General features: G+C 36.0%; 11 protein-coding genes. 4 read left to right on the top strand and 7 right to left on the bottom strand.

What is annotated here, in order from left to right; genetic code table 11:
- Positions 1 to 519 precede the first annotated feature (519 nt).
- Positions 520 to 1,068: a GNAT family N-acetyltransferase gene (locus tag L1967_RS06910; RefSeq protein WP_249600996.1), complete on the top strand. Its 549-nt coding sequence runs from the start codon at positions 520 to 522 to the stop codon at positions 1,066 to 1,068.
- Positions 1,069 to 1,303: 235 nt separating this feature from the next.
- Here L1967_RS06910 and L1967_RS06905 read toward each other — a convergent pair whose 3' ends face one another.
- The 6 genes from L1967_RS06905 to L1967_RS06880 form a co-directional block, all read right to left on the bottom strand.
- The gene (locus L1967_RS06905; protein ID WP_249600995.1) at positions 1,304 to 3,892 is read right to left on the bottom strand and encodes a S9 family peptidase; all 2,589 of its coding nucleotides are present in this window, start codon (positions 3,890 to 3,892) and stop codon (positions 1,304 to 1,306) included.
- A gap of 1 nt (position 3,893) precedes the next feature.
- Complete coding sequence (locus L1967_RS06900; protein WP_249600994.1) at positions 3,894 to 5,924, bottom strand: TlpA family protein disulfide reductase; 2,031 nt, start codon at positions 5,922 to 5,924, stop codon at positions 3,894 to 3,896.
- Between the two features lie 131 nt (positions 5,925 to 6,055).
- On the bottom strand, positions 6,056 to 7,411 hold the full coding sequence (locus L1967_RS06895) for a RagB/SusD family nutrient uptake outer membrane protein (RefSeq protein ID WP_249600993.1): 1,356 nt from the start codon (positions 7,409 to 7,411) through the stop codon (positions 6,056 to 6,058).
- A 15-nt stretch (positions 7,412 to 7,426) separates the two neighbouring features.
- A complete protein-coding gene (locus L1967_RS06890) occupies positions 7,427 to 10,990 on the bottom strand; it encodes a SusC/RagA family TonB-linked outer membrane protein (protein ID WP_249600992.1) in 3,564 nt (1,187 codons plus the stop codon).
- 88 nt (positions 10,991 to 11,078) lie between these two features.
- Positions 11,079 to 12,275, bottom strand: a complete 1,197-nt coding sequence (locus L1967_RS06885) for a FecR family protein (RefSeq protein WP_249600991.1) — start codon at positions 12,273 to 12,275, stop codon at positions 11,079 to 11,081.
- A gap of 109 nt (positions 12,276 to 12,384) precedes the next feature.
- Positions 12,385 to 12,903 carry an RNA polymerase sigma factor gene (locus L1967_RS06880; RefSeq protein WP_338063518.1) on the bottom strand — a complete coding sequence of 173 codons (519 nt, stop codon included), beginning with the start codon at positions 12,901 to 12,903 and terminating at the stop codon, positions 12,385 to 12,387.
- A 385-nt stretch (positions 12,904 to 13,288) separates the two neighbouring features.
- Between L1967_RS06880 and L1967_RS06875 the strand changes: the two genes are divergently transcribed.
- The 3 genes from L1967_RS06875 to L1967_RS06865 all read left to right on the top strand — a co-directional run bounded on the left by L1967_RS06875 (position 13,289) and on the right by L1967_RS06865 (position 15,486).
- Positions 13,289 to 13,870, top strand: coding sequence for an O-methyltransferase (locus L1967_RS06875; RefSeq protein ID WP_249600990.1), 582 nt, complete (start codon positions 13,289 to 13,291; stop codon positions 13,868 to 13,870).
- Positions 13,871 to 13,923: 53 nt separating this feature from the next.
- Positions 13,924 to 14,796: a hypothetical protein gene (locus L1967_RS06870; protein ID WP_249600989.1), complete on the top strand. Its 873-nt coding sequence runs from the start codon at positions 13,924 to 13,926 to the stop codon at positions 14,794 to 14,796.
- Between the two features lie 138 nt (positions 14,797 to 14,934).
- On the top strand, positions 14,935 to 15,486 hold the full coding sequence (locus L1967_RS06865; protein WP_249600988.1) for an NADAR family protein: 552 nt from the start codon (positions 14,935 to 14,937) through the stop codon (positions 15,484 to 15,486).
- Positions 15,487 to 15,902: 416 nt separating this feature from the next.
- Here L1967_RS06865 and L1967_RS06860 read toward each other — a convergent pair whose 3' ends face one another.
- Positions 15,903 to 19,946, bottom strand: coding sequence for a hybrid sensor histidine kinase/response regulator transcription factor (locus L1967_RS06860; protein ID WP_249600987.1), 4,044 nt, complete (start codon positions 19,944 to 19,946; stop codon positions 15,903 to 15,905).
- Between the last annotated feature and the right edge of the window lie 151 nt (positions 19,947 to 20,097).

Below are 20,097 nucleotides of genomic sequence, written 5' to 3'. Positions count from 1 at the left end.
TTTACCATTCTTTGTACCAATGGATACATTACTTAGTACATTTAAGTTCCGCTTTATTCCCTAATTCCTTTTACTGATCAATTTTTAGAACTGACTTTTAAAAGCTGCTATGGCTTCTGGAAGTTTTGTAATACTTTTTATTTGACTGGTTAGGGCTTGAGACCTAAACTTAATATAGAGCGTAAGAAAATAAAGATGTAATAGCCCAATAAATTTTAATTTGGGGCAAATCATTTTTCTGATAAAAAAATTAAAGCACTTAAAAGTTTCGCTATCCGACTAATAGCATTAAAAAAGAATATTTTTATAGGGTTATAACGAATTCTATAAAATTTACCAAAACGAAAGAAATATAAAGTAACATATCAAAAATACGTAATTGAAATATCAAACTCCCAAAAAACAAGGAATTAGAATAACTCAAAATTGAATTGATAGATTAGAAAGAAATTAATCGAAAAAATAACAATAATATCCTGACAGACTATCTACGAAAAACCTTAGCCAAAATTTTAAAATATGGAGCTTAAACTTGCTGATAAAAAATCTGAATTGCTCGACATTCTCCGAATTCAAAAGGAAAATCAATTAAACAGTTTATCCTGTGAATCATCAAAGACAAACGGATTTGTAACCGTAACACACACTTATGAAGTCATTGAAAAAATGAATTCCAGAGCAAAACAAGTTATTGCAAAAATGGACGACCAGGTTGTTGGCTATGCGCTGGTGATGTTAAAAGAGTTTAGAGATTTAATTCCTGTACTTATCCCAATGTTCGAAACATTTTCAGTAATAGAGTGTAACGGACAAAAACTGGATAAGCTACACTATTATGTAATGGGGCAAATATGTGTTCAGGACGATTTTAAAAGAAAAGGAATTTTTAAAAAACTCTATGAAAAGCATAAGGAAGAATATTCAAAGTATTATGACTATTGTGTAACCGAAGTTTCTTCAAGTAATCTCCCGTCCATACGTGCCCATGAAAAATTAGGGTTTAAAACCATCTATACTTTTACTGATCAAACTGATGAATGGAATATTCTGTTGTGGGATTGGAATTAAAATATCCCTAAACTAAAATGGCAAACTACCTCAAAAACCGCGTTTTCTAAAAGTAAAAAGCTAAATAATCCTTCCTGACTGAAGGGCTGATTTCCAATACAGTTCTTAATATAAATGTTCGCAACTATTATAAAATATGAAGTAGTTGCGAACATTTATGCATAATTCCAATATATTTAAGAGCAGTGCCGTTTAACCAACATAAATACTCCAAATACAGGACAGGGTGAAAAAATCACATCCAGTCTGGTTTCTCCCGATCTTTAAGATAATAATCAAAAAACTGCTGCATTCTTATAGTCCAGTCTTTTTGATTGGCTAATTCGGCCAGGGTGTGCCTTTCTTCTTTATAATTGATTAACCATGCGGGTTTAGCAAGCCGTCGTAAAGCAAAAAAGAGACTCAATCCTTCTTCAAAAGGAACCGAGCTATCCCCTTCATTATGAAAGATTAAAACCGGAGTAGAAATAGCATCGGCATGAAAAACAGTCGAGTTGCGAATGTAGGCATCCTTGTTTTCAAAAAGGGAGCCTTGCATTCTGTATTGATCTACTTCATATTTAAACATATTAGATAATCCATTGCCTCTATATCCAAGATAGCTTGAAGTAAAGTTAGAGACCCCAGATCCTACGATCGCACAGGTAAATAAATCGGTTTTGGTGATTAAAAAAGAAGTTTCATAGCCTCCAAAACTATGTCCCTGAATACCTATTTTTCCCTTTTCAGTAATATTTTTGTCAATTAAATATTCCAAACCGCTTACGGCACAATTGTACGCACTAAGGCCGGGATCATTATAACTATAATGAATATCTGGTTGAAACACCACATACCCCTCACTTAAATAGGTAGGAATGTTGATATTGCTAGAGCTGTATTCCGGTGCGTGATAGTCGTGTAAGTCCTGCGAATGCTTTTCATAAAAATGAACGATCAGAGGATAGGTTTTAGAAGCATCATAATCTTCGGGGACATATAAAATACCTTCATTGGGTTGCCCATTAAAATTCTCCCAGGAAATAAGTTTTGCTTCGCCCCATTTATAATTCTGCTGCTGAGGGTTAATTTCGGTAAGCCTTGCCTGTTTCACAAAGTCTTGATTTGTTATCCATAAATCAGGAAATGTTTTAAAATTCTCTTTCGTAAATAAGTACCTTTTGTTATTTCCAGAAGTGGAAACCAGATCAAAACTATAATCATCGTTACTAGCCAGAGATTCTAATCGTTTAGCGCTTAAGCGATAAATCCCTTTTGCTTTGGTATGGGTATTAAAGCCTTTTAAGATAATACCATCTAGATCTACCTTTTCAATATAAGCATTGCTATTAAAGCGTAGCTCCACCTTATGTTTACGGCCATATTCTTTTGTTATGCAATAAGGTTTTTGTTTTCCAGCAGGGTCAAAAGCCCAAATGTCATACTGATCATAAAGAAGTACTATATTACCATTATCTATCCATCCAGCTACGCCGTAGGGATCTTTACGAGCTCCGAAATCCTGCGACTGATCTACAAAAGACTCCCGATTGTTGATAAGAAGGGAGATAAAACCCTGCTCTGGTACAGTAGCATTATAAACCAGCCAGGTTTCTTCTACTTCATCAAACAGCACAGCATATTTCCCGGAAGGGCTCCATATTGGATTGTTGTTTATGCCTTTTCTAACAAGTTGTTCGTTCCCACTAATGGCATCTACGATATATAAATCGTGCCGCTCATTAAATTCCCAATCCACCTCGGTAAGGTAAGGAGTGTTATCGGTTCTGAAAAATTTTGAAAAGTTAATGGTATTGGGCTGAATAAGATGGTCATAGTCGGTAGCCAGTTCTTTAAGTTCTTTGGTCTTTAAATCGTACACATAAACCGGGTCTTTTCTCAAAGGTTTGGAGTGACGTATTTTGGCTTCCCTACGCAGCATAGTGCCTTCGTCCCATTTCCAGATATCCACATTACTTTCTGGGATTCTTTGTGAGCCATATTTATCAAATTCAGCTTCTAATTGTAAATACACAAAGCGAGTTTCTTCAATTAAAGGATAAGCTTTTCGAGATATGGAATATCTTGAATCGTCTAATTGAAGTTTTTCAAAATCTAAAACAACCTCTTGTTTTTTTGATTTTAAATCGAAATGATGAAGAAACTTTATCTGTCCGTTTGATTTTGTAGTAAATGTCCCGGATAATCCATCCGGGTTTAGCTGATAATCACCAAATTCTGAAGCTGTACAGCTGTAGATGGTTTGATAAGGGCCATTAATTGGACCGGTCTTTAAAAATGCCTTGTCTTCTACAACTTGAGCATACACAATGCTATCTAAACCGTAAAAATTATAAAAAAGCAGTTTGTCGATACTCGTACTGTCATTTTTTTTAAGATCATAAATGACCAATTGTGTATTCGCATTGTCAGGAGAATTCTTAAAATGAGTATAATACAGAAAATCGGTATTGGGAAGAGAACTGGTATAGGCTTCAGTCTTCCAAGGCCTAATGGTTTGTGTTTGCAAATTTTGCAGGTAATTTTCCCCTTGTTTTTCGTAAAATACCCAATTACCGGTACCCACAAATTTTAGCGAATTTACCTCCTCTAGAACTTGCGTTTCTAAGGATTTAGTATTGACGATATAAGTTTGCGCAGGATTTTCCTTTTCAAAATCCTGATAAACCGTGTTGTAGGCCATCCAGCCTCCGGTATAAGAAAGTTCTGAGGAGGTGATATACTTCCACTGTTGATAGGCAGTACTATCTATATCTTTCTTTTGAGCAAAAAGACTCTGCAATCCTAAAAAAATAGAAATGCAGAGTATCGTTTTTTTATTCATATTAATTTTCGGCTTTTAGCAATTCAACAATCGTGTTGATCTCATCTTTCAATTCATCCGGGTTGCCGGAATAGCCTTCAGCAGTGAACCGTATTTTCCCGTTTTTGATCACCACTTTTCTTGGGATACCGCTGGAATTAAATAAAGAAGCAAATTTTGAAAAGGTCATGCTGTTCATCCTTTTATTTTCAGCTTTCTTATCGAATAAAACCATAAGGTTCTCCAGTTCGTTTTTTTTGAAGTAGGACGCACTAACCGCTTTATAGTCCTTGGAGGTCTCATTGGTATTAATAAAATAAAAGGCGACACTTTTATCATTTTGATATCTTTCAACAAGTTGCTGCATTGCCGGGAACGACTTTTTGCACGGTGCGCACCAATTTGCCCAAAAATCCAGAACGATGATTTTATCTTCTGAAGGGATCCTAACCTCTTTTCCTTTTTGGTCTTCAAAAATCAATGCTGGGGATTCTTCATTAATAAGTTCACTCTGGATCCTATCTTTAAAGCCCTTGTTTTTAAAGCTGTTTAAATAAGCATCAAAACCGGTATCGTTCCCTTTTTTTGCGATATACGTTTCTTTTAAAAGCACGGTCAATTGTGGGGTTAGGGCGTTATTTGCAGCAGCAGATTCCAGTGCAGGTATTACCTCTTTCTGTTCCTGTTGTAAGGCTTTAATATAGACTTCATTAATCTCAGAATCTTTAAACTTAGTAGCTTCAGAAAGATAATTGCCATATTTGATCACATCACCGGGATTGTTCAGGTCAAACGAGATACGAATCTGTACTTTTAGTTTTCGGTCTAACTGATCTACAGCATTTTCCAGAGCTTGCTGCGGGGACATATAAAGTCCATAGGCATAAGACGAATCATTGAGTTTAGCACGCAAATCTGCGATCATCACCTGTGATAAGTCATTTAAAACCGGTAGGGGAACAGATTTAAAATGATAGGCTTTAGAAACCGTAAAGTGATAGCCTTCAATCAAATTGGCAAAGGTCATCATTGGTAGCAAAGCCCTTAGTTTATCGTATTGTTGGTTATTAAAATAATGCTCAAACAAAAGGTTAAATATCGTCCTGTAGAAAAACGGCTGATCTCCGTCATAATCTCCTACCGGATATTCTTTGATAAATGCTTCAAACTCTTTTATTTTTTCTGAATCATCCGCAATTTCTGAGGCTTTCTGAAAGGCTTTGAGCTGTACGGTATATCCTTTAGGAAATCGCGTTAAGATTAAGTTTTGAAGCGAATCACCTATTTTTTTATCATTTAAATCAAAGGCATATAACTGTTGCATTTTAATATACTGATCCTCGGTAAGATTGGTATAATTATCTAAAAATTGCTTTCCAAGCATACGGGCAATGGTATCAAATTTTTCAGGAACCCTTAGTTTAGCTATTTTAAAATAGGTGTCCACAAAAAGCGGGAAGTTTTCAGGATGTTCCTGAATTTCTTTCTTTATCCAAAATTCGGAGGCCTCATCGGTGATGGTAAATTCCCTGAAATAGCCTGCAAATTCACTATTAAGGTTGACATTTCTAAAGGTGCCCCATGCAACATCGCTCCCCGGTACTTTTTGATTTTCTGCATTGACCGTAGTAAAAATATAACCTTCATCTCCATTAGTGTCATAGATGGTACCCTCTGGGCTGTTCGCATAAAATTTAAAAGCTAAAAAAGCGCAATCCTCGGGGATTTGGTAAGTACAGGTATAAACGCCGTTCTTCTTGTTGATTTGAATATCATCCAACCCCCATTCGTAGTCTGTATAGGCGTAGACCATTCCTTTTATGTCTTTGGCACTTGCCAAATCATTTTTAGGCGTATAGGTAAATTGCACCGTACTTCCTGCCTGTGGAGGATTTTTGAGCCCCGGTAAGAACTCAGAATCAACCTGAGTGGAATTATTGGATAGGATGAGTTGCATACTACCTTCCTCGCTGGTATTTGTTTTGTCCTGGCAAAAGGAAATGCCACTATGTAGTGCTGCTGCAACGAGCAGCGTCAGTGTTGTCTTTTTCATAAAGAAGTTTTTACAGGCACCACCAAAGGGTTTAATACCCCCGTCCCGATAGCTATAGGAATGCCTCAAAATTGCACAATGTTTTTTTGATTTCAAGAACCCCTAGGCTTGTCCCAGAGGTTCTTGATGTATTACTCTCCCAACTCGGGGTTTAGGTCAATATAGTTTTGAAAAATAGGAAAGGTGTAACCGTCTGAATTAGGTTCTAATACATAAGTCTCCCCTTTAAAAATCCGTGTAAATGTTTGTTGCCTTTCAGCATCCATGTTAAGGCGTCTTTGATCGAACCAGCGGAAGCCTCTACCTATAAGTTCTTTAGATCGCTCCTCAAAAACATAATCCAGTACCTCGCCAGGTGAATCTGAACTCAGCTCATACGCACTTCCTGTTTTATACCTTTTTTCGCGCAGATCATTAAGATATTTCAACGCCTCCTCTAGATCCCCGGATCTTGCGTAAGCTTCTGCAGCAATTAAATACAATTCTGGCACAGATGGGCCTACATTTACACCATTAGTATAACTATATCGGGAGATCCCAAATCCTCTTCCGGTAAAATTGGGGTAAATCTGATTCCCGTCAATGGTATAGTACGCATAACGCAGGTCTTGTTCTTCAAATGACGAGAGCAGTTCCTGGGATAAAGGAGCTCCATCATAGTTATAAAGCAAGGTTTTTGATAATAAGATCTCTGGATTGTCAAACAACTGTGGATAATCGAATTCTGAAGAAAAACTGTTTAGATCAAGTAGCTCATTCTCCAGGGACAATGCATCCAGTGCATTGGCAAGTGCTTCTTCATAATTCCCCATATAAAGATGGGTTCTTGCTAAAATAGCGTAGGCAGCGGCCTTTGTAGGCAAAATATTGAATTTTGTATTTTCACGGATATTGTTATCCAGTGCCTTTTGAATATCTGCAAGGATAAGATCATAGACTTCTGCTACGGTATTACGGTCCAATTCGGCATACAAGCTTGGGGCAGTCAATATAGGCACTGCTTTAGCCGTGTTAGCCCCTTGAGGATCAAATTGAGGCCCATAGGTATTTACCAGTTGTAAATAAGCAAAAGCACGATGCACATAAGCTTCCGTCAGGATTTCTGTTTTTTCAGCTTCTGAACCGCGCTGGCTTTCCATAACACCATCTATAATAACATTGCATTTATAAATTACCTGGTATAGATTATTCCAGTCATTATCGCTTTGGGATTGATTGTAAATTACGTCTTGCCAGGTATAGGCATTTGCCCAAATAGGGGAAACCGAATTTTGATAGTCTTCGGGAAATTCAATTTCTGCACTTGAAAGCAGATAGATTCCCCCCGCGGTTTCAAAATTCCCCTGGGTATTTGCCAGTGCCCTGTAATCTGAGGTATACTTTAAAATCCGGGTATTGCCTACGGGTTCAATTTCTACGTAATCACTGCAGGCCGTGATCATTACTGAAGCCAGTACAAGTAATATGCTGTTTATCTTGGTTCTCATGATGTTTTTTTATGATTAGAAACTTAAACTTACACTTAGGGTGTAACTACGCTCTGGAGGAAGGGTGCTGTAATTATTTACAGATCGGTATAACGGATCGATATCCTGATCGTTTGCCCTCCATAAAATGCCCAGATTACGCGCTGCAAAGTTTAAGTTTAAAGATTTGAAAAAAGTGTTCTCAAATAAGGAGCCTGGAAGGCTATAACCAAATCCTATTTGCTGCAAGCGTATATGATCTGCCGGTAACACGTTTATCGTTGAATTTTTAAACCTTTCGATACTGTTAAAGTTTAGGTTACTTAAGCCGGGAACATTGGTCCTGGCCTCGTCGCCTGGATTCTGCCAGCGATCTGCAACAATAGCTTCCCTGCTTACCGGCCCGTAATGCACACCAGAGAATGAAGGGTAATTTGCCAACACCTGATTTCTAAATACGTGTCCCATATAATAGGTCATTTGAATATTAAACGACCAGTTTTTGTAACTAAAATTATTAAAGAAACCACCCGAGTATGGGGCGCGGTTGGTGCCCATATAAACCAGATCTTCCGGATTTATATCTAATGAACTTTGATTAGAATCAATGATATCCCCTGCGGCATTGTAAATTTGAGATTGTCCGGTTTCATCCAGTCCTGCCCATTTATATGCATAAACGCTTGTTAGGGGTTTGTCTACAATAAGGGTAGACCCAAAATATTGGTTGATTGCCGTGGCTTTAAATCTGGAATCGGTTACTTTATTGGTATTGTACGCAAAATTGAAGGTACTTGACCAGCTAAGATCGCCATTAAGGATTACCCCGGTTACTCCAAGATCTATACCGCTTCCTTTTAGAGTACCTGTGTTGTATTTAAGAAACGAAAAACCATAGGTAGGGTTATAAGGAAGATCGGTAAGGATATCATAGGATTTTTTAAAATACACATCTACATTACCTGAAACCCTGCCGTTAAAAAAGCCATAGTCTAGACCAAAGTTCCATGACTTTGTAGTTTCCCACTTTAATTCGGCATTTTCAGGTATAGATATGTTAGCATTTGGCAATTGGGTTAGGTTATCTTTATAGATATTGACTACTGGATAGGTGTTGCCCAAACCTCCCGGAGGCGTGCTTCCGGTTTTACCATAAGTAGCGCGTACACTTAAAATGCTTAACCAGTCTGTGTTTTTAATAAAATCCTCTTTAGAGACATCCCATTTTAACCCTGTAGACCATAAAGGCATGATCCTGTTTCTGCTTGAAGCGCCCAAAAGGTTATAATCATCAAGACGAAAACTACCCGAAACGTGATACTTATTCTGGAATGAATAAGAACCTAAAGCATAATAAGAAGCATAACGATTTAAATATTTGCCTATACTGTTATTAGAACTTCCAAGAGTGGTATTCCACCCATAAACAGTAGTATAAGGTTGGGTTGGATTTACGTCTTGAGCAAGGTTAGAGTCCAGATCATAACCATACATAGAACGGGCAGCGGTTTCGTTTTTCTCCTCCCGCGTTTCCAACCCGGCCACAAAATTTACATTATGTTGACCATCAAAGACTTTGTTTATGCTGGCCTGAAGCCTTAAGGACTGATCTTCAGTAACATCATACGAGCTGTAGCGATAAGCTCCAAAAGGGATACCATACACCAAACCATCAGCTTCTGTATAACTTGTAGCTTCATTGATTAAATTGCGGGTGTAATAACTCTCGAGCCTGCTTAATTGCACGAGTTCATCCCTTATTTTATTGTACCTTCCTGAAGCAGATACCTCCAACCAGTCAGTCAGTTTTGCCGTAAGCCTTGCGGTAATCCTTAGGGCATTTCCGGTAGTGGTATTATTGTTATACTTTAATTCATCCAGATAATTGTAGGTCCAGGGCAGATAGCCTTTACTGGTTAAATCGTCAATCACCTCTGGGGTAAATTTCAAATATTTATCAAGAGCATTTCCATTCTCATCCACAATCAAATCATAAGGTCTTAAAGAAGATTCAGAGGCGAGACCCAGGGCTTCATTTGCCGTAGTGTTTAGATTGTACTTGGTCTTTACATAGTTGATGCCGGTTTCCAATGTAAGGAAATCCCTAATATCAACACTATTATTTAAAGTCAGGTTATAAGAGTTTGAAGAGTTACTTTTCATAGGGGCTTTGTCTTCGTTATATCCCAATGAAGCATAATAGGTATTGTTTGTCCCCCCTCCTGATACCGAAAAGTCGTATTGCTGAGACACCTTATTTTGCAAAAGATAATCGGTGATCTGGCTTGTATTATCACGTGAAGCCAGTTGTGCAAAGATCGCATTACGTTCTTCTAGCGACAATTCGCCGTTTTGTTGTTTAAAGTAAGCGGTTTGCAAGGCACTGGGATTGGATTTCCATTGGTAAGAATCTTCCAGCAGGTACCCTTTTTCAAGCATTTCTACCTCAAAATCCACATATTGAGCACTGTTCATTTCCCTAAGTTTATCCAGGCTTATTTTTTCGGTAAGGGTGATGGTGGAACTCATATTTACAACCGGAACAGATTTTTTTCCTTTTTTGGTCTGAATCACGATTATCCCATTTGCAGCACGGGAGCCCCAAATCGCAGCCGCAGCCGCATCTTTAAGCACTGTAATACTTTCAATATCATCGGGGTTTATATAGCTGAGTACAGAATATCCCGGATTTGAGCGGCTCTTGGTAAACGAAAACTCTTCGGAAGACATGGGAAAACCGTCAATAACGATAAGCGGTGCAGTGGGCGCATAGCTATTTGTCCCCCTAATTTCTATAGCACCCGAGGTTGGGTCTACATTAACCCCAGGAATCTTTCCTTCTAAGCGCTCATTTAAATCTATGGTAGGTACTTTTTGCAATTCTTCTGAAGAAACCGATGCAAATGACCCGGTAGCGCGTTCTTTAGGTATTTTGGTGTACCCGTTCGATTCTGGTGCATTAACAGTAACTGCCCCTAACTGCTCAATATCTTCGGTCAAGGTAACATTGATGACAGACCTGCCCTTAACCGGTACTTTAAGTTTTTTAAACCCAAGATAGCTAAACATAAGTGTATCTGTAGGGAACACGGTAACCCTATAGGCACCACCGTCCCTGGTAATATCCCACTTTTTTCTATTAAGAACTTCAACCGTAGCTCCTGTGATTTTAATGCCATATTCATCAGTAACAACACCGGTCAACTCGTATAACTTTTGTTGTTTTGTGGATGGCTTATCGATTTTAGGGATAATCGTGATGAGTTTTTTATCGACAAAGGCAGACTTAAAATCTTCCCCGATGATTTTTGGAAGAAGCGCTGCAATATCAATATCAGTTTCCTTTATCGTGATGATTTTATCACTATTAAAAAGATCACTGCTATAGAAGAAATCTACTCCTGTTTTTTGAGTAATCAATTTCAGTACTTCTGAAATGGGTTTGCTTTCAACATCTATGCTTACCTTTTGGGAAAAGGCAAAAATGGATAGGTGGAGAAAGAAGATTGATGCGAAAAGGGATTTTCTCATAACAATCATAATTTTTTCTGAAATGCTATTTTTATTATGCCCACACGAAGCAGGTAGTATTTTTTTCATACTTTTAAATGTTTAGTGAGTTAAAAAAATGGATTTGACGACTAGACGTAATTACCGGGAAATGTTGGCGCATTTTCCGGTTTCTATTCTATTCTTTAGTAATATTCAATTCATAATGGTCTTTATTTTTTTTAGTTAAACTGTAGTTTATATTTGATGTGAGCTTGATGATATCAAGCAACTCTGTAAGTGTCTTATTTTTATCAATTACTCCGGTAAATCGTGTTTTATGAAGAGCACTATCCCTAAATGAAAAATCAAAATCGTACCATCGAGCCATACGGGTAAGGATTTGATCGAGCGGAGCTTTTTCAAAATAGAATTTACCGTCTTTCCAGGCCAAAGCGATCGCGGTATTTACCTTGGTTACTTCAAACTGGCTGTTGTCTTTATAAAAAGTAGCTTGTTCTCCGGGTTTAAGAAGCACCGGAGCATTGTCTGAAGAGACTTCTGGGCCTGAAAGTTGTACTTTTCCTTCGGCAAGAGTAACCGCATTATAAGGATCTTCAGTATAAGCACTTACATTAAACTTTGTTCCCAGTACTTTGACATCTGTAAATGCGGTACTAACAAGAAATGGTTTTTCCGGATTTTTAGCGACTTCAAAGTAGGCCTCTCCTTTTAACACCACCTTACGTGTATTCCCATTAAAAGAGACCGGATATGACAGCGAAGACTCAGAATTTAACCAAACGTGTGTGCCGTCGGCAAGGCTTAAGTGATATACACCACCTCTGGGGACTAATAAGGTATTGTACGACTCAACAGCACTATTGTTGCCTGCTGAGTACACGAGGGTATTGTTTAAATTAAGTATAGAACTGTCTTTTTCAATAAGGACAGTTTGTTCATTTTCCAGAGGTATTTGAGTTCCGTTACTCAAAACAAGGACAGCTTTTTGAGAGCCGGGTGCGAGATCTGTAATAGGATTTTCTGGCAGATCATTTTGGGTTTTGGTGATCTCAAAAATACCTGAACCTATCCCGATGGAAATAATTAGAATAGCGGCATATTTATAGTATCTTTTAAATAATGACCTCTTGGGGTTCTCGTAAGCTTTAATTCGTTTTAAGACCCTTTTATAGGGAGTATGCGTATCTATAGAAGATGCCAGGTGCTGCCTTGCTTTAAATTTAGCAACGTTAAATGTGGTGAGAGTTTTAGGGGCTTTTGCAGTTTCAGCCAATAACCTGTCTAAGGTTTTTTGTTCCTCTTGGGAAATGATTTTTAAGCGGCTTTTGGCAACGAGTTTAGCCAACTCAAACTCTTTTTTATACCCTTTCATCTTCATTTTAAATCTTTAATTTTAAGATAGCTTAACACTTTCTTTACAATTATAGGAGTATGAAAACTTAAAATGGGTGGAAGGTTTTTAACTTTTTTTTTGATTTATTCTAATCAATTGCAATCAAAAGAAGCAGAAAAGGATGATTTTTAAGCTTTTCTTTCAATAATTTGATAGCTCGAGCGCGTTGAGATTTTACAGTATTGACAGATATATTAAGAATGGATGCAATTTCCTTATATTTTAAGCCTTCTATTACCGATAACTCAAAAATCTCTTTGCAGCCTTCAGGAAGCTGATTTAATTGCTCTATCAGGATCGCATAGACTTCTTCTTCTAAAATTTTTTCATCAAAATCGTCATGGTGATCTTCGGTAAGCTCTTCATTAAGGAGTATTTTACCTTTCTCTTTATTGGCAATGCGGTAGGCATCATTTCTAACCATTGCATAGAGATAGGACTTTATGTTCAGTACATTTTTAAACTTATCCCTATCCCGCCAAAGTTTAAACATCGTATTCTCCACAATGTCCTCAGCGGTTTGAGCATCAGCAACAATGTCTGTAGCGTAACTTAATAGACGTGGATATAGTTTATGAAAGAGATTTTGAAAGTAAGACTCATCAATACTATGTAAATCTTTATTATTCAGATTGGGTGTTAATTAAATTAGGGCAAATTCAAAATTACGGAAAATTAAGATTTTATTATGAAATAATTATCGTTTTCTATCTCCAAATCACTATAGCACAGGTATTATTTTAGTCCCAAATGCTAATAATTGGATTTCATTAAAACTATAAGACAGCGCAATTACCTAAAGGCAAGCCTATGAGGCAGTTATTAGGAAACTATTTTTTTTGAATCATCCGGGTTCCAATAAGTACAAGAAAGCAGTATTTAATCTCGATTATCGAATAAATCAAATCACATAGAAAAGATTTTTAACTATCTTAGATTTAATCCATCTGCGACATATCAGGCAGATGGCAAGATTTTAAAATACTTAAAAAATGAAAGATTCGAATATTACAGACATTCCCAAAATCTATTCTGAAATTGAAAGAAAAAGTAACGAAATTGGATTTACAATGCCATCTGACCTCTATGTTGGAACGCTATTGAAAACCCTGGTTTCTTCAAAACCAAAAGGTCATTTTCTGGAATTAGGCACTGGTATTGGTCTTTCGCTTTCCTGGATGGTCGATGGAATGGATGCTGAATCTAAAATTACAAGTATTGATAATGATCCAAAACTAGTGGCCATCGCTAAAAGTTATTTTGAACAGGATAAAAGAGTGGAAATACTAAACATAGACGGAACTGAGTGGATAAAAAACTATTCTGGAAAAGCGTTTGACTTAATTTTTGCTGATGCCTGGCCGGGAAAATATAGTGAAATCGATGAAACTCTTGACTTGATAAAACCTGGTGGTTTTTATATTATTGATGATATGCTGGCTCAACCAAATTGGCCAGATGGACATCAGGAAATTGTAGATCAATTCATTGAATATTTAGAGACCCGAAAAGATTTTAATCTTACAAAAATGAACTGGTCCACCGGAATTATAATCGCAACCAAAATATACTAACTACTGGATTAATTATGGTTAAAACGACAATTCATTGTACTTTAATTCCCTAGATGGCGATAACTGCAATTATCGAACATTATATTGAAATGAAACCATTGTCACGTTTAAAATATCACAATATTAGAGAGTATTGGAAAAATGAAATGAATGATTTCTCATTTTGGCTTTCCAAAGAGGAGAATTTGAATTTGCTTTCAGAATCAATTGGTATTGAATTAGAATTTATAAAAAGGGAAGCAACAGAAAATTCGAGATTAAGAGTTGATATACTAGCAAAAAATAAAAAAAACGACGAAAGAATTATAATAGAAAATCAATTAGAAGAGACTGATTTTTCTCATTTGGGCAAATTATTAACTTATGCAACTCTTTTTAATTCTAATACAATAATTTGGATAGTAAAAGATATAAGAGCGGAGCATGAGTTTACAATTAATTGGTTCAATAAAAACACAAAAGAAAAAATAAACATTTTTCTTATCAAAATTCAAATTGTATCGATAAACGATTCACCTCTCGCACCTTTATTTACAATAATATGTAAACCAGATAATCATATTATTCCAAAAATAAAAGATAGTTTTAGACCTGAAACTATTGATTTAATTGAAAAAAGAGATAAACTTGAAAAGTCAGTTTTGGATAAAAGGATAATTGAGTTTTTTGATGATAAATTGGAATTGGATAAGCTTTTCACAAAAAGAAAGTATGAAAATAACGATTTAGGAATTCTTGATTTATTAGAATCTTATAATTATGAGATATATTTAAAGTATAACGGAAAATTTACAAGAGAAATTAAACGAGACCTTCACCTATGGGCAGACTTTAGAGATATTAAAATTAATCAAAGACAATTTGAAAAAAACGGGAATAGAGATTATAAGTCCAGTGGTAAAGAATATTTCTATTTCACAACATAATTGATAATGTGCCCTTCAACACTAGGAACCATTGCTGCTAAATATATTCGATGTTCTTTAGGTAAATTTAATGTCGTGGAGGATAATGCAATCTTGTCAGAAAACATCCATAATCAAAGCCATTACCCTTAATCTTGAATGAAATACAGCAATGAAAAAATAATTGAAAGACTTGAAGCAGGTGAGAACCTTAAATTTCTCTTGTTTTGGGGACACCAGAAATCTGAGCAGATATCGAAATCTTGTTTAAGTCAATGGTACGAATCTAAATTTGAAGTTAATGGAATTAAATATCATACAGCTGAACATTATATGATGGCTGAAAAAGCTCTGCTATTCGAGGATAAACAAATTTATGAGCAAATAATAAATAGTGCTAAACCTGGTAAAGTAAAAGAACTTGGAAGAAAAGTCAGAAATTTTAATCAAAGAATTTGGGAGGAAAATCGTTTTGAAATTGTAGTAAGAGGTAATTTTCACAAGTTTAATCAAAATAAAGAATTGTCAAGATTTTTAAAAAATACAAACGACCGTGTTTTGGTGGAAGCTAGTCCTGTTGATAGCATTTGGGGAATAGGGCTTGCTCAAAACGATGAGAATGCTAAAATCCCATATTTTTGGAATGGACTAAATCTACTGGGCTATGCTTTAATGGAAACGAGAGACCGGCTAAATAACACTAAGCATTGAAAATAGCTTCAGTTTGAACTAAACATATCGTTTAGATCGATTAAGATCTTTGTGAAAGATTTTGTGCCGAAGTTTCCATTTTTAGATATATTTCGACATAAATTTTTTGAATGTCCGCAATAAATCATAATGAAGTGTTGTCACCCTGAACCTGCCCGTCCGGCAGGCGGGCTTTATTCAGGGTCTCATAACAATAGCTTGTTCTTTACTACAGTATGAGATTCCGGATCAAGTCCGGAATGACGAAAAAACGAATTATTATAAATTACGGATAATCAATAATTTTTCATGAAAATTCTCTGATTGACCAAAATGCCTAAAAAAGCACGAATAAATATACGATTCATTTTGGCCAATTATATACTGATATTTTTGAAAAATCAACTATAACCTAAGCTTTAAGCCTTCCAAAAAAATTATACTTCAGATTTATATTCAGAAGGGTTACTACCGTATTTCTCTTTAAAGATCTTCCTAAAATACTTAATACTGCTAAAACCAACGGCAAAAGAAGCCTCGGTAACCGAATAGTTTTCCCGGTAAATCAAATCTGCTGCTTTTTTTAACCGAATATCCCTTATCAATTCATTAATATTAAACCCCGTAAGAGCTTTAACCTTTCTATAAAGCGGAGTTCGGCTCATCCCAAGTTCCTTGGCGAGAAACGTGGTATTTACTTTCTTAACATGATCGGGATTTAAAACGATGTCTTCAATATTTTGCAAAAATTGCTTTTCAAAATTGATAAGATTAGAATTGACTTCCTTTTCATTCTCTATATTAAGGTTTTGAGAATAGGAAAAATAGGAACGTAATTTTTGTCGATTTTTAAGCAGACTGGTCACCTGCGCACGCAATACTTTTGGTTTAAAGGGTTTGGTGATATAAAGATCGGCTCCGCCTTTATAGCCAGAACTAATACTTTCTGTGTTTTCCTTAGCCGTGAGCAATATTACGGGGATATGACTGGTTTCTATATTTTCTTTTAGTTCCAGACAAAGGTCTAAACCATTTTTTACCGGCATCATAACGTCTGAAATAATAATATCTGGAATATACTTTATTGCTTTAGACACTCCTTCACTTCCATCCCCGGCAAAAAGCAAATCGTATTCCTCTTTAAAGATATTTTCAAGAAAAAGTCTAATTTCAGGATTATCATCGATAACCAGCATAATATCTCTATTGATCGCTGTGCCAAGACTTTTTTGATGTTTCGAATTTAAAGCTTCATGAAGTTCCTCTTTGCGAACTTCTGGTAAATTTTCTGTTGGTTTTTCTATAATCTCTTTATCCGCTACCAGAAATTTCTTCGGAATACAAAGGGTGAAAATGGTGTTTTTACCGGGAATACTGGTAACCGTAATCGTACCTTCGTGAAGCTCGGCAAAACTTTTAGATAAGGCCAGTCCAATACCCGTACCCTTTTTTTGACGATGTTCCCTGGCACGATAATACCATTCGAAAATATGATTGATTTCCTGCGGACTAATTCCTTCTCCCTGATTGCTTACTCTTATTTTTAGCTCCTCATTTTCGCAAAACAACTTTAGTTTAACTTCAGTGTTCACTTCAGAATATTTGACCGCATTGGATAATATATTGTTTACAATCACCCCAAATTTCTCGATATCGCAATATAAATGCCTTTCAGCAATGCTGTACTCTAATTTTAAATGTACTTTTTTCTCTTTCGCTAATGGCTGAAAGTTAGTTAGCCAGCGTTTTATTTCATCTTTAATATTATAGGTGCCGCAATGAAGTTCACTAAGTCCTTCTTCAGACTTTCTGAACTCCAATAATTTATTAATGGCCTGTTGCAGGCTTTTAGCATTACGCTTAATGAATTTTAGATCTTCGCGAGCATCTTTTTGTTTGATCTTTTCCAGTAAATTATCTATCGGTGCTAAAATTAAAGTCAGTGGTGTTTTAAGCTCATGTGAAAATCCCGTAAAAAAGCGTAAACGTTCTTCATTTAACTGATGTTCCAGCTGATACCGTTTTTTTTCAAAAGCAATAGAATTTCTTAATTTAAGACGTTCACTATAATATCGGGATATTAGATACAATAATAAAACCGAAAAAAGCAAATACAGTACATAAGCGGGCCAGGTACTCCAAAATGGCGGAGCAATAGTAATTCCTAACTGCGCTGTCTTGATATCTTTTAAACCCGATTTACTTTTTACCAAAAGCTGGTATTTCCCCGGCGGGACTTTTGTAAAATTGGCCGTGCCGGCTCCATTTGCAGCTATCCAAATATCACTGTAGCCTTTTAATTTATAGACCAGTTCTGTATTCTTTACAAAAGGAAAATTTAAACTGTGAAAATCTATCGAAAAAGAATTTTCATTGTAATCCAGATTGATATTTTTCTTAAAAAAAAGGGACTTATCCAGAATCGTATTCTTCTCTTGCCGAACACTTACTTTTTCATTTAAGATTTTTAAGTTTTCAAAATAAATAGAAGCCTGGGCATCCTCTTTTAGTATATCTGAAGGATGGAAAAAATTTAATCCGTTATTCCCTCCAATATAAATTACGCCCTTACTACTTTTCGTGATAGCCCCTATATTAAACTCTCCATTTTGTAAATTGGTTAATGAAGATATATTCATCACCTCTTTACTTTCCCTATTATACCGGTTTATTCCATTAAAGGTACTTAACCAGATATACCGGTTATCCTCTTCTATCATCCCTACTATAGAATTGTTGCTTAATCCATCTATTTCAGAGATCCGTTCAAACGTGTTTGTTGCGGTATTTAAATGCACCAGTCCCTCATACCTTGTCCCGGCATATACTTTATTTTCTGCGGTACACAAGACACTAAAAACAATATCACTGGGAAAGTCCAGACCTTCATCTGTAGCATAAGTTGTGACCAGTTGATTTTTAGGATCATACTTCTTCAGTCCAGATCCATAAGTAGCCATCCATAAATTACCTTCTAAATCCTCGTCAATATCACGAATATCCAGTTTTTCTAAAGCTGCTACATTTTCAAAAGACCTGGCATCCTCATTGTATTTAAATAACCCGCCTCGATTGGTACCTACCCATATTTGTTTATTTCGATCCTCAAAAATTACTCGCACATCACTCCCTTCAGAAGGAGCTCCCTGTAGATAATGCTCAAATTTCCCTTTATAAAGACCGTTTAAACCTTCACGATAAGTACCCACCCATAATCGCCCTTTCGAATCTTCAAGCAACGAAAGAATATAATTACTACTTAAGCTGTTTTCGGTATCATTTTGCGCGTAATGCTTATAAATCTCATTTTCAGGATCGTAATAATCCAGTCCTCCTCCATCAGTTCCAACCCAGATATATCCATTTTTAGAACTGGCAACCGCTCCAATTCTATTATGGCTAAGACTTTGTTCAGTGTTATTCTTATGCTTACGAATCCCTACTATTTCTCCAACGGTCTTGGTGAAGCTGATTCCTGTTGGAGTGCCTACCCACATATTTTGCTCTTTATCCAGATAAAGAACAGATACCGTACGGTTGTTTATACTTTCAGAACCTTCTGAAGGCAAATACCATTGTACACTTAATGGTCTACCGTTCTGTAACTCATTTATTTTTATAAGATTAATCCCTCCGTTACGCGTACCAACCCACATATAGCCATTATGGTCTTCCTGAAAACATAGAACATCGTTATCACTCAATCCAATTTCAGGATCAATTGCTTTCTCTATTTTATGGATAGTGTTGTCTTTTCTAATAATTACGATACCGCTTCTGGTGCCAATCCAAATATTATCCTTACGGTCAAGATACATGGCATTTATCGCTCCTAATTTTAGGTAATCTGTTTTTAAGGTATTCGTGTTTAAATCAATTTCATTTAATCCATCATCAAAAGTTCCCACAAATAAGTGGTTATTTCGTTGAAGGATGGAGGATATTTCTTTAGAAGACAAATATTGATTTATGGAAGGATCTGTGCTAAAAGCATTATGGCCTAAGTCTACCTGTTGCAGCCCGCCACGGTATATTCCAACATCTAAAATATTAGAATCAGGCCTTTTATGAAGTGCACTTATGCTGTTTCCCAGAATATCAGAGTACTTCGTATTCAAGACGTTTAAAGACTCATATTTTATATCATACACATTTAATCCACCATCTGTACCAGCGTATAGTTTGTTCCCTACAATCTTAATATTCTGAACGTAGTTATTAGAAATATGGTAATATGGATTTCCGCTTTTAAAAACCTTGAAGTTATTCCCATCATATCTGTTCAATCCATCATTGGTAGCGATCCATATATAACCTAAAGAATCCTGTGTAATATCATTAATCAGGTTACTGGACAATCCATCCTGAGTAGTAATAGTATAAAAATGAAAAGAGGGTGCCTTTTGAGCAAAAAAATATCTGGGAGAGAAAAATTGCAACAGCAAAAATGTAAACACACATAAATACTTACGAATTCTCATTTAGAGGAAAGTAATTTTGTTGATTTTTTAAAAACACCTATTAAAGATCAGTAAAACAATAAAATGAGTCATTTACAGCCTTGCTTTAAGTCAATTACTACCCCATATAATCCTGCTAATTTTAGGAAAATTGTAACAACAAAATGAAGCG

Source organism: Zunongwangia pacifica (assembly GCF_023499215.1).
Taxonomy (GTDB): Bacteria; Bacteroidota; Bacteroidia; order Flavobacteriales; family Flavobacteriaceae; genus Zunongwangia; species Zunongwangia pacifica.
This window is presented reverse-complemented; position numbering and strand designations above follow the sequence as displayed.

Coding starts and splice junctions, on each gene's coding strand:
- L1967_RS06910 (WP_249600996.1), top strand. CDS start 520: ATGGAGCTTAAACTTGCTGATAAAAAATCTGAATTGCTCGACATTCTC.
- L1967_RS06905 (WP_249600995.1), bottom strand. CDS start 3,892: ATGAATAAAAAAACGATACTCTGCATTTCTATTTTTTTAGGATTGCAG.
- L1967_RS06900 (WP_249600994.1), bottom strand. CDS start 5,924: ATGAAAAAGACAACACTGACGCTGCTCGTTGCAGCAGCACTACATAGT.
- L1967_RS06895 (WP_249600993.1), bottom strand. CDS start 7,411: ATGAGAACCAAGATAAACAGCATATTACTTGTACTGGCTTCAGTAATG.
- L1967_RS06890 (WP_249600992.1), bottom strand. CDS start 10,990: ATGAAAAAAATACTACCTGCTTCGTGTGGGCATAATAAAAATAGCATT.
- L1967_RS06885 (WP_249600991.1), bottom strand. CDS start 12,275: ATGAAAGGGTATAAAAAAGAGTTTGAGTTGGCTAAACTCGTTGCCAAA.
- L1967_RS06875 (WP_249600990.1), top strand. CDS start 13,289: ATGAAAGATTCGAATATTACAGACATTCCCAAAATCTATTCTGAAATT.
- L1967_RS06870 (WP_249600989.1), top strand. CDS start 13,924: ATGGCGATAACTGCAATTATCGAACATTATATTGAAATGAAACCATTG.
- L1967_RS06865 (WP_249600988.1), top strand. CDS start 14,935: ATGAAATACAGCAATGAAAAAATAATTGAAAGACTTGAAGCAGGTGAG.
- L1967_RS06860 (WP_249600987.1), bottom strand. CDS start 19,946: ATGAGAATTCGTAAGTATTTATGTGTGTTTACATTTTTGCTGTTGCAA.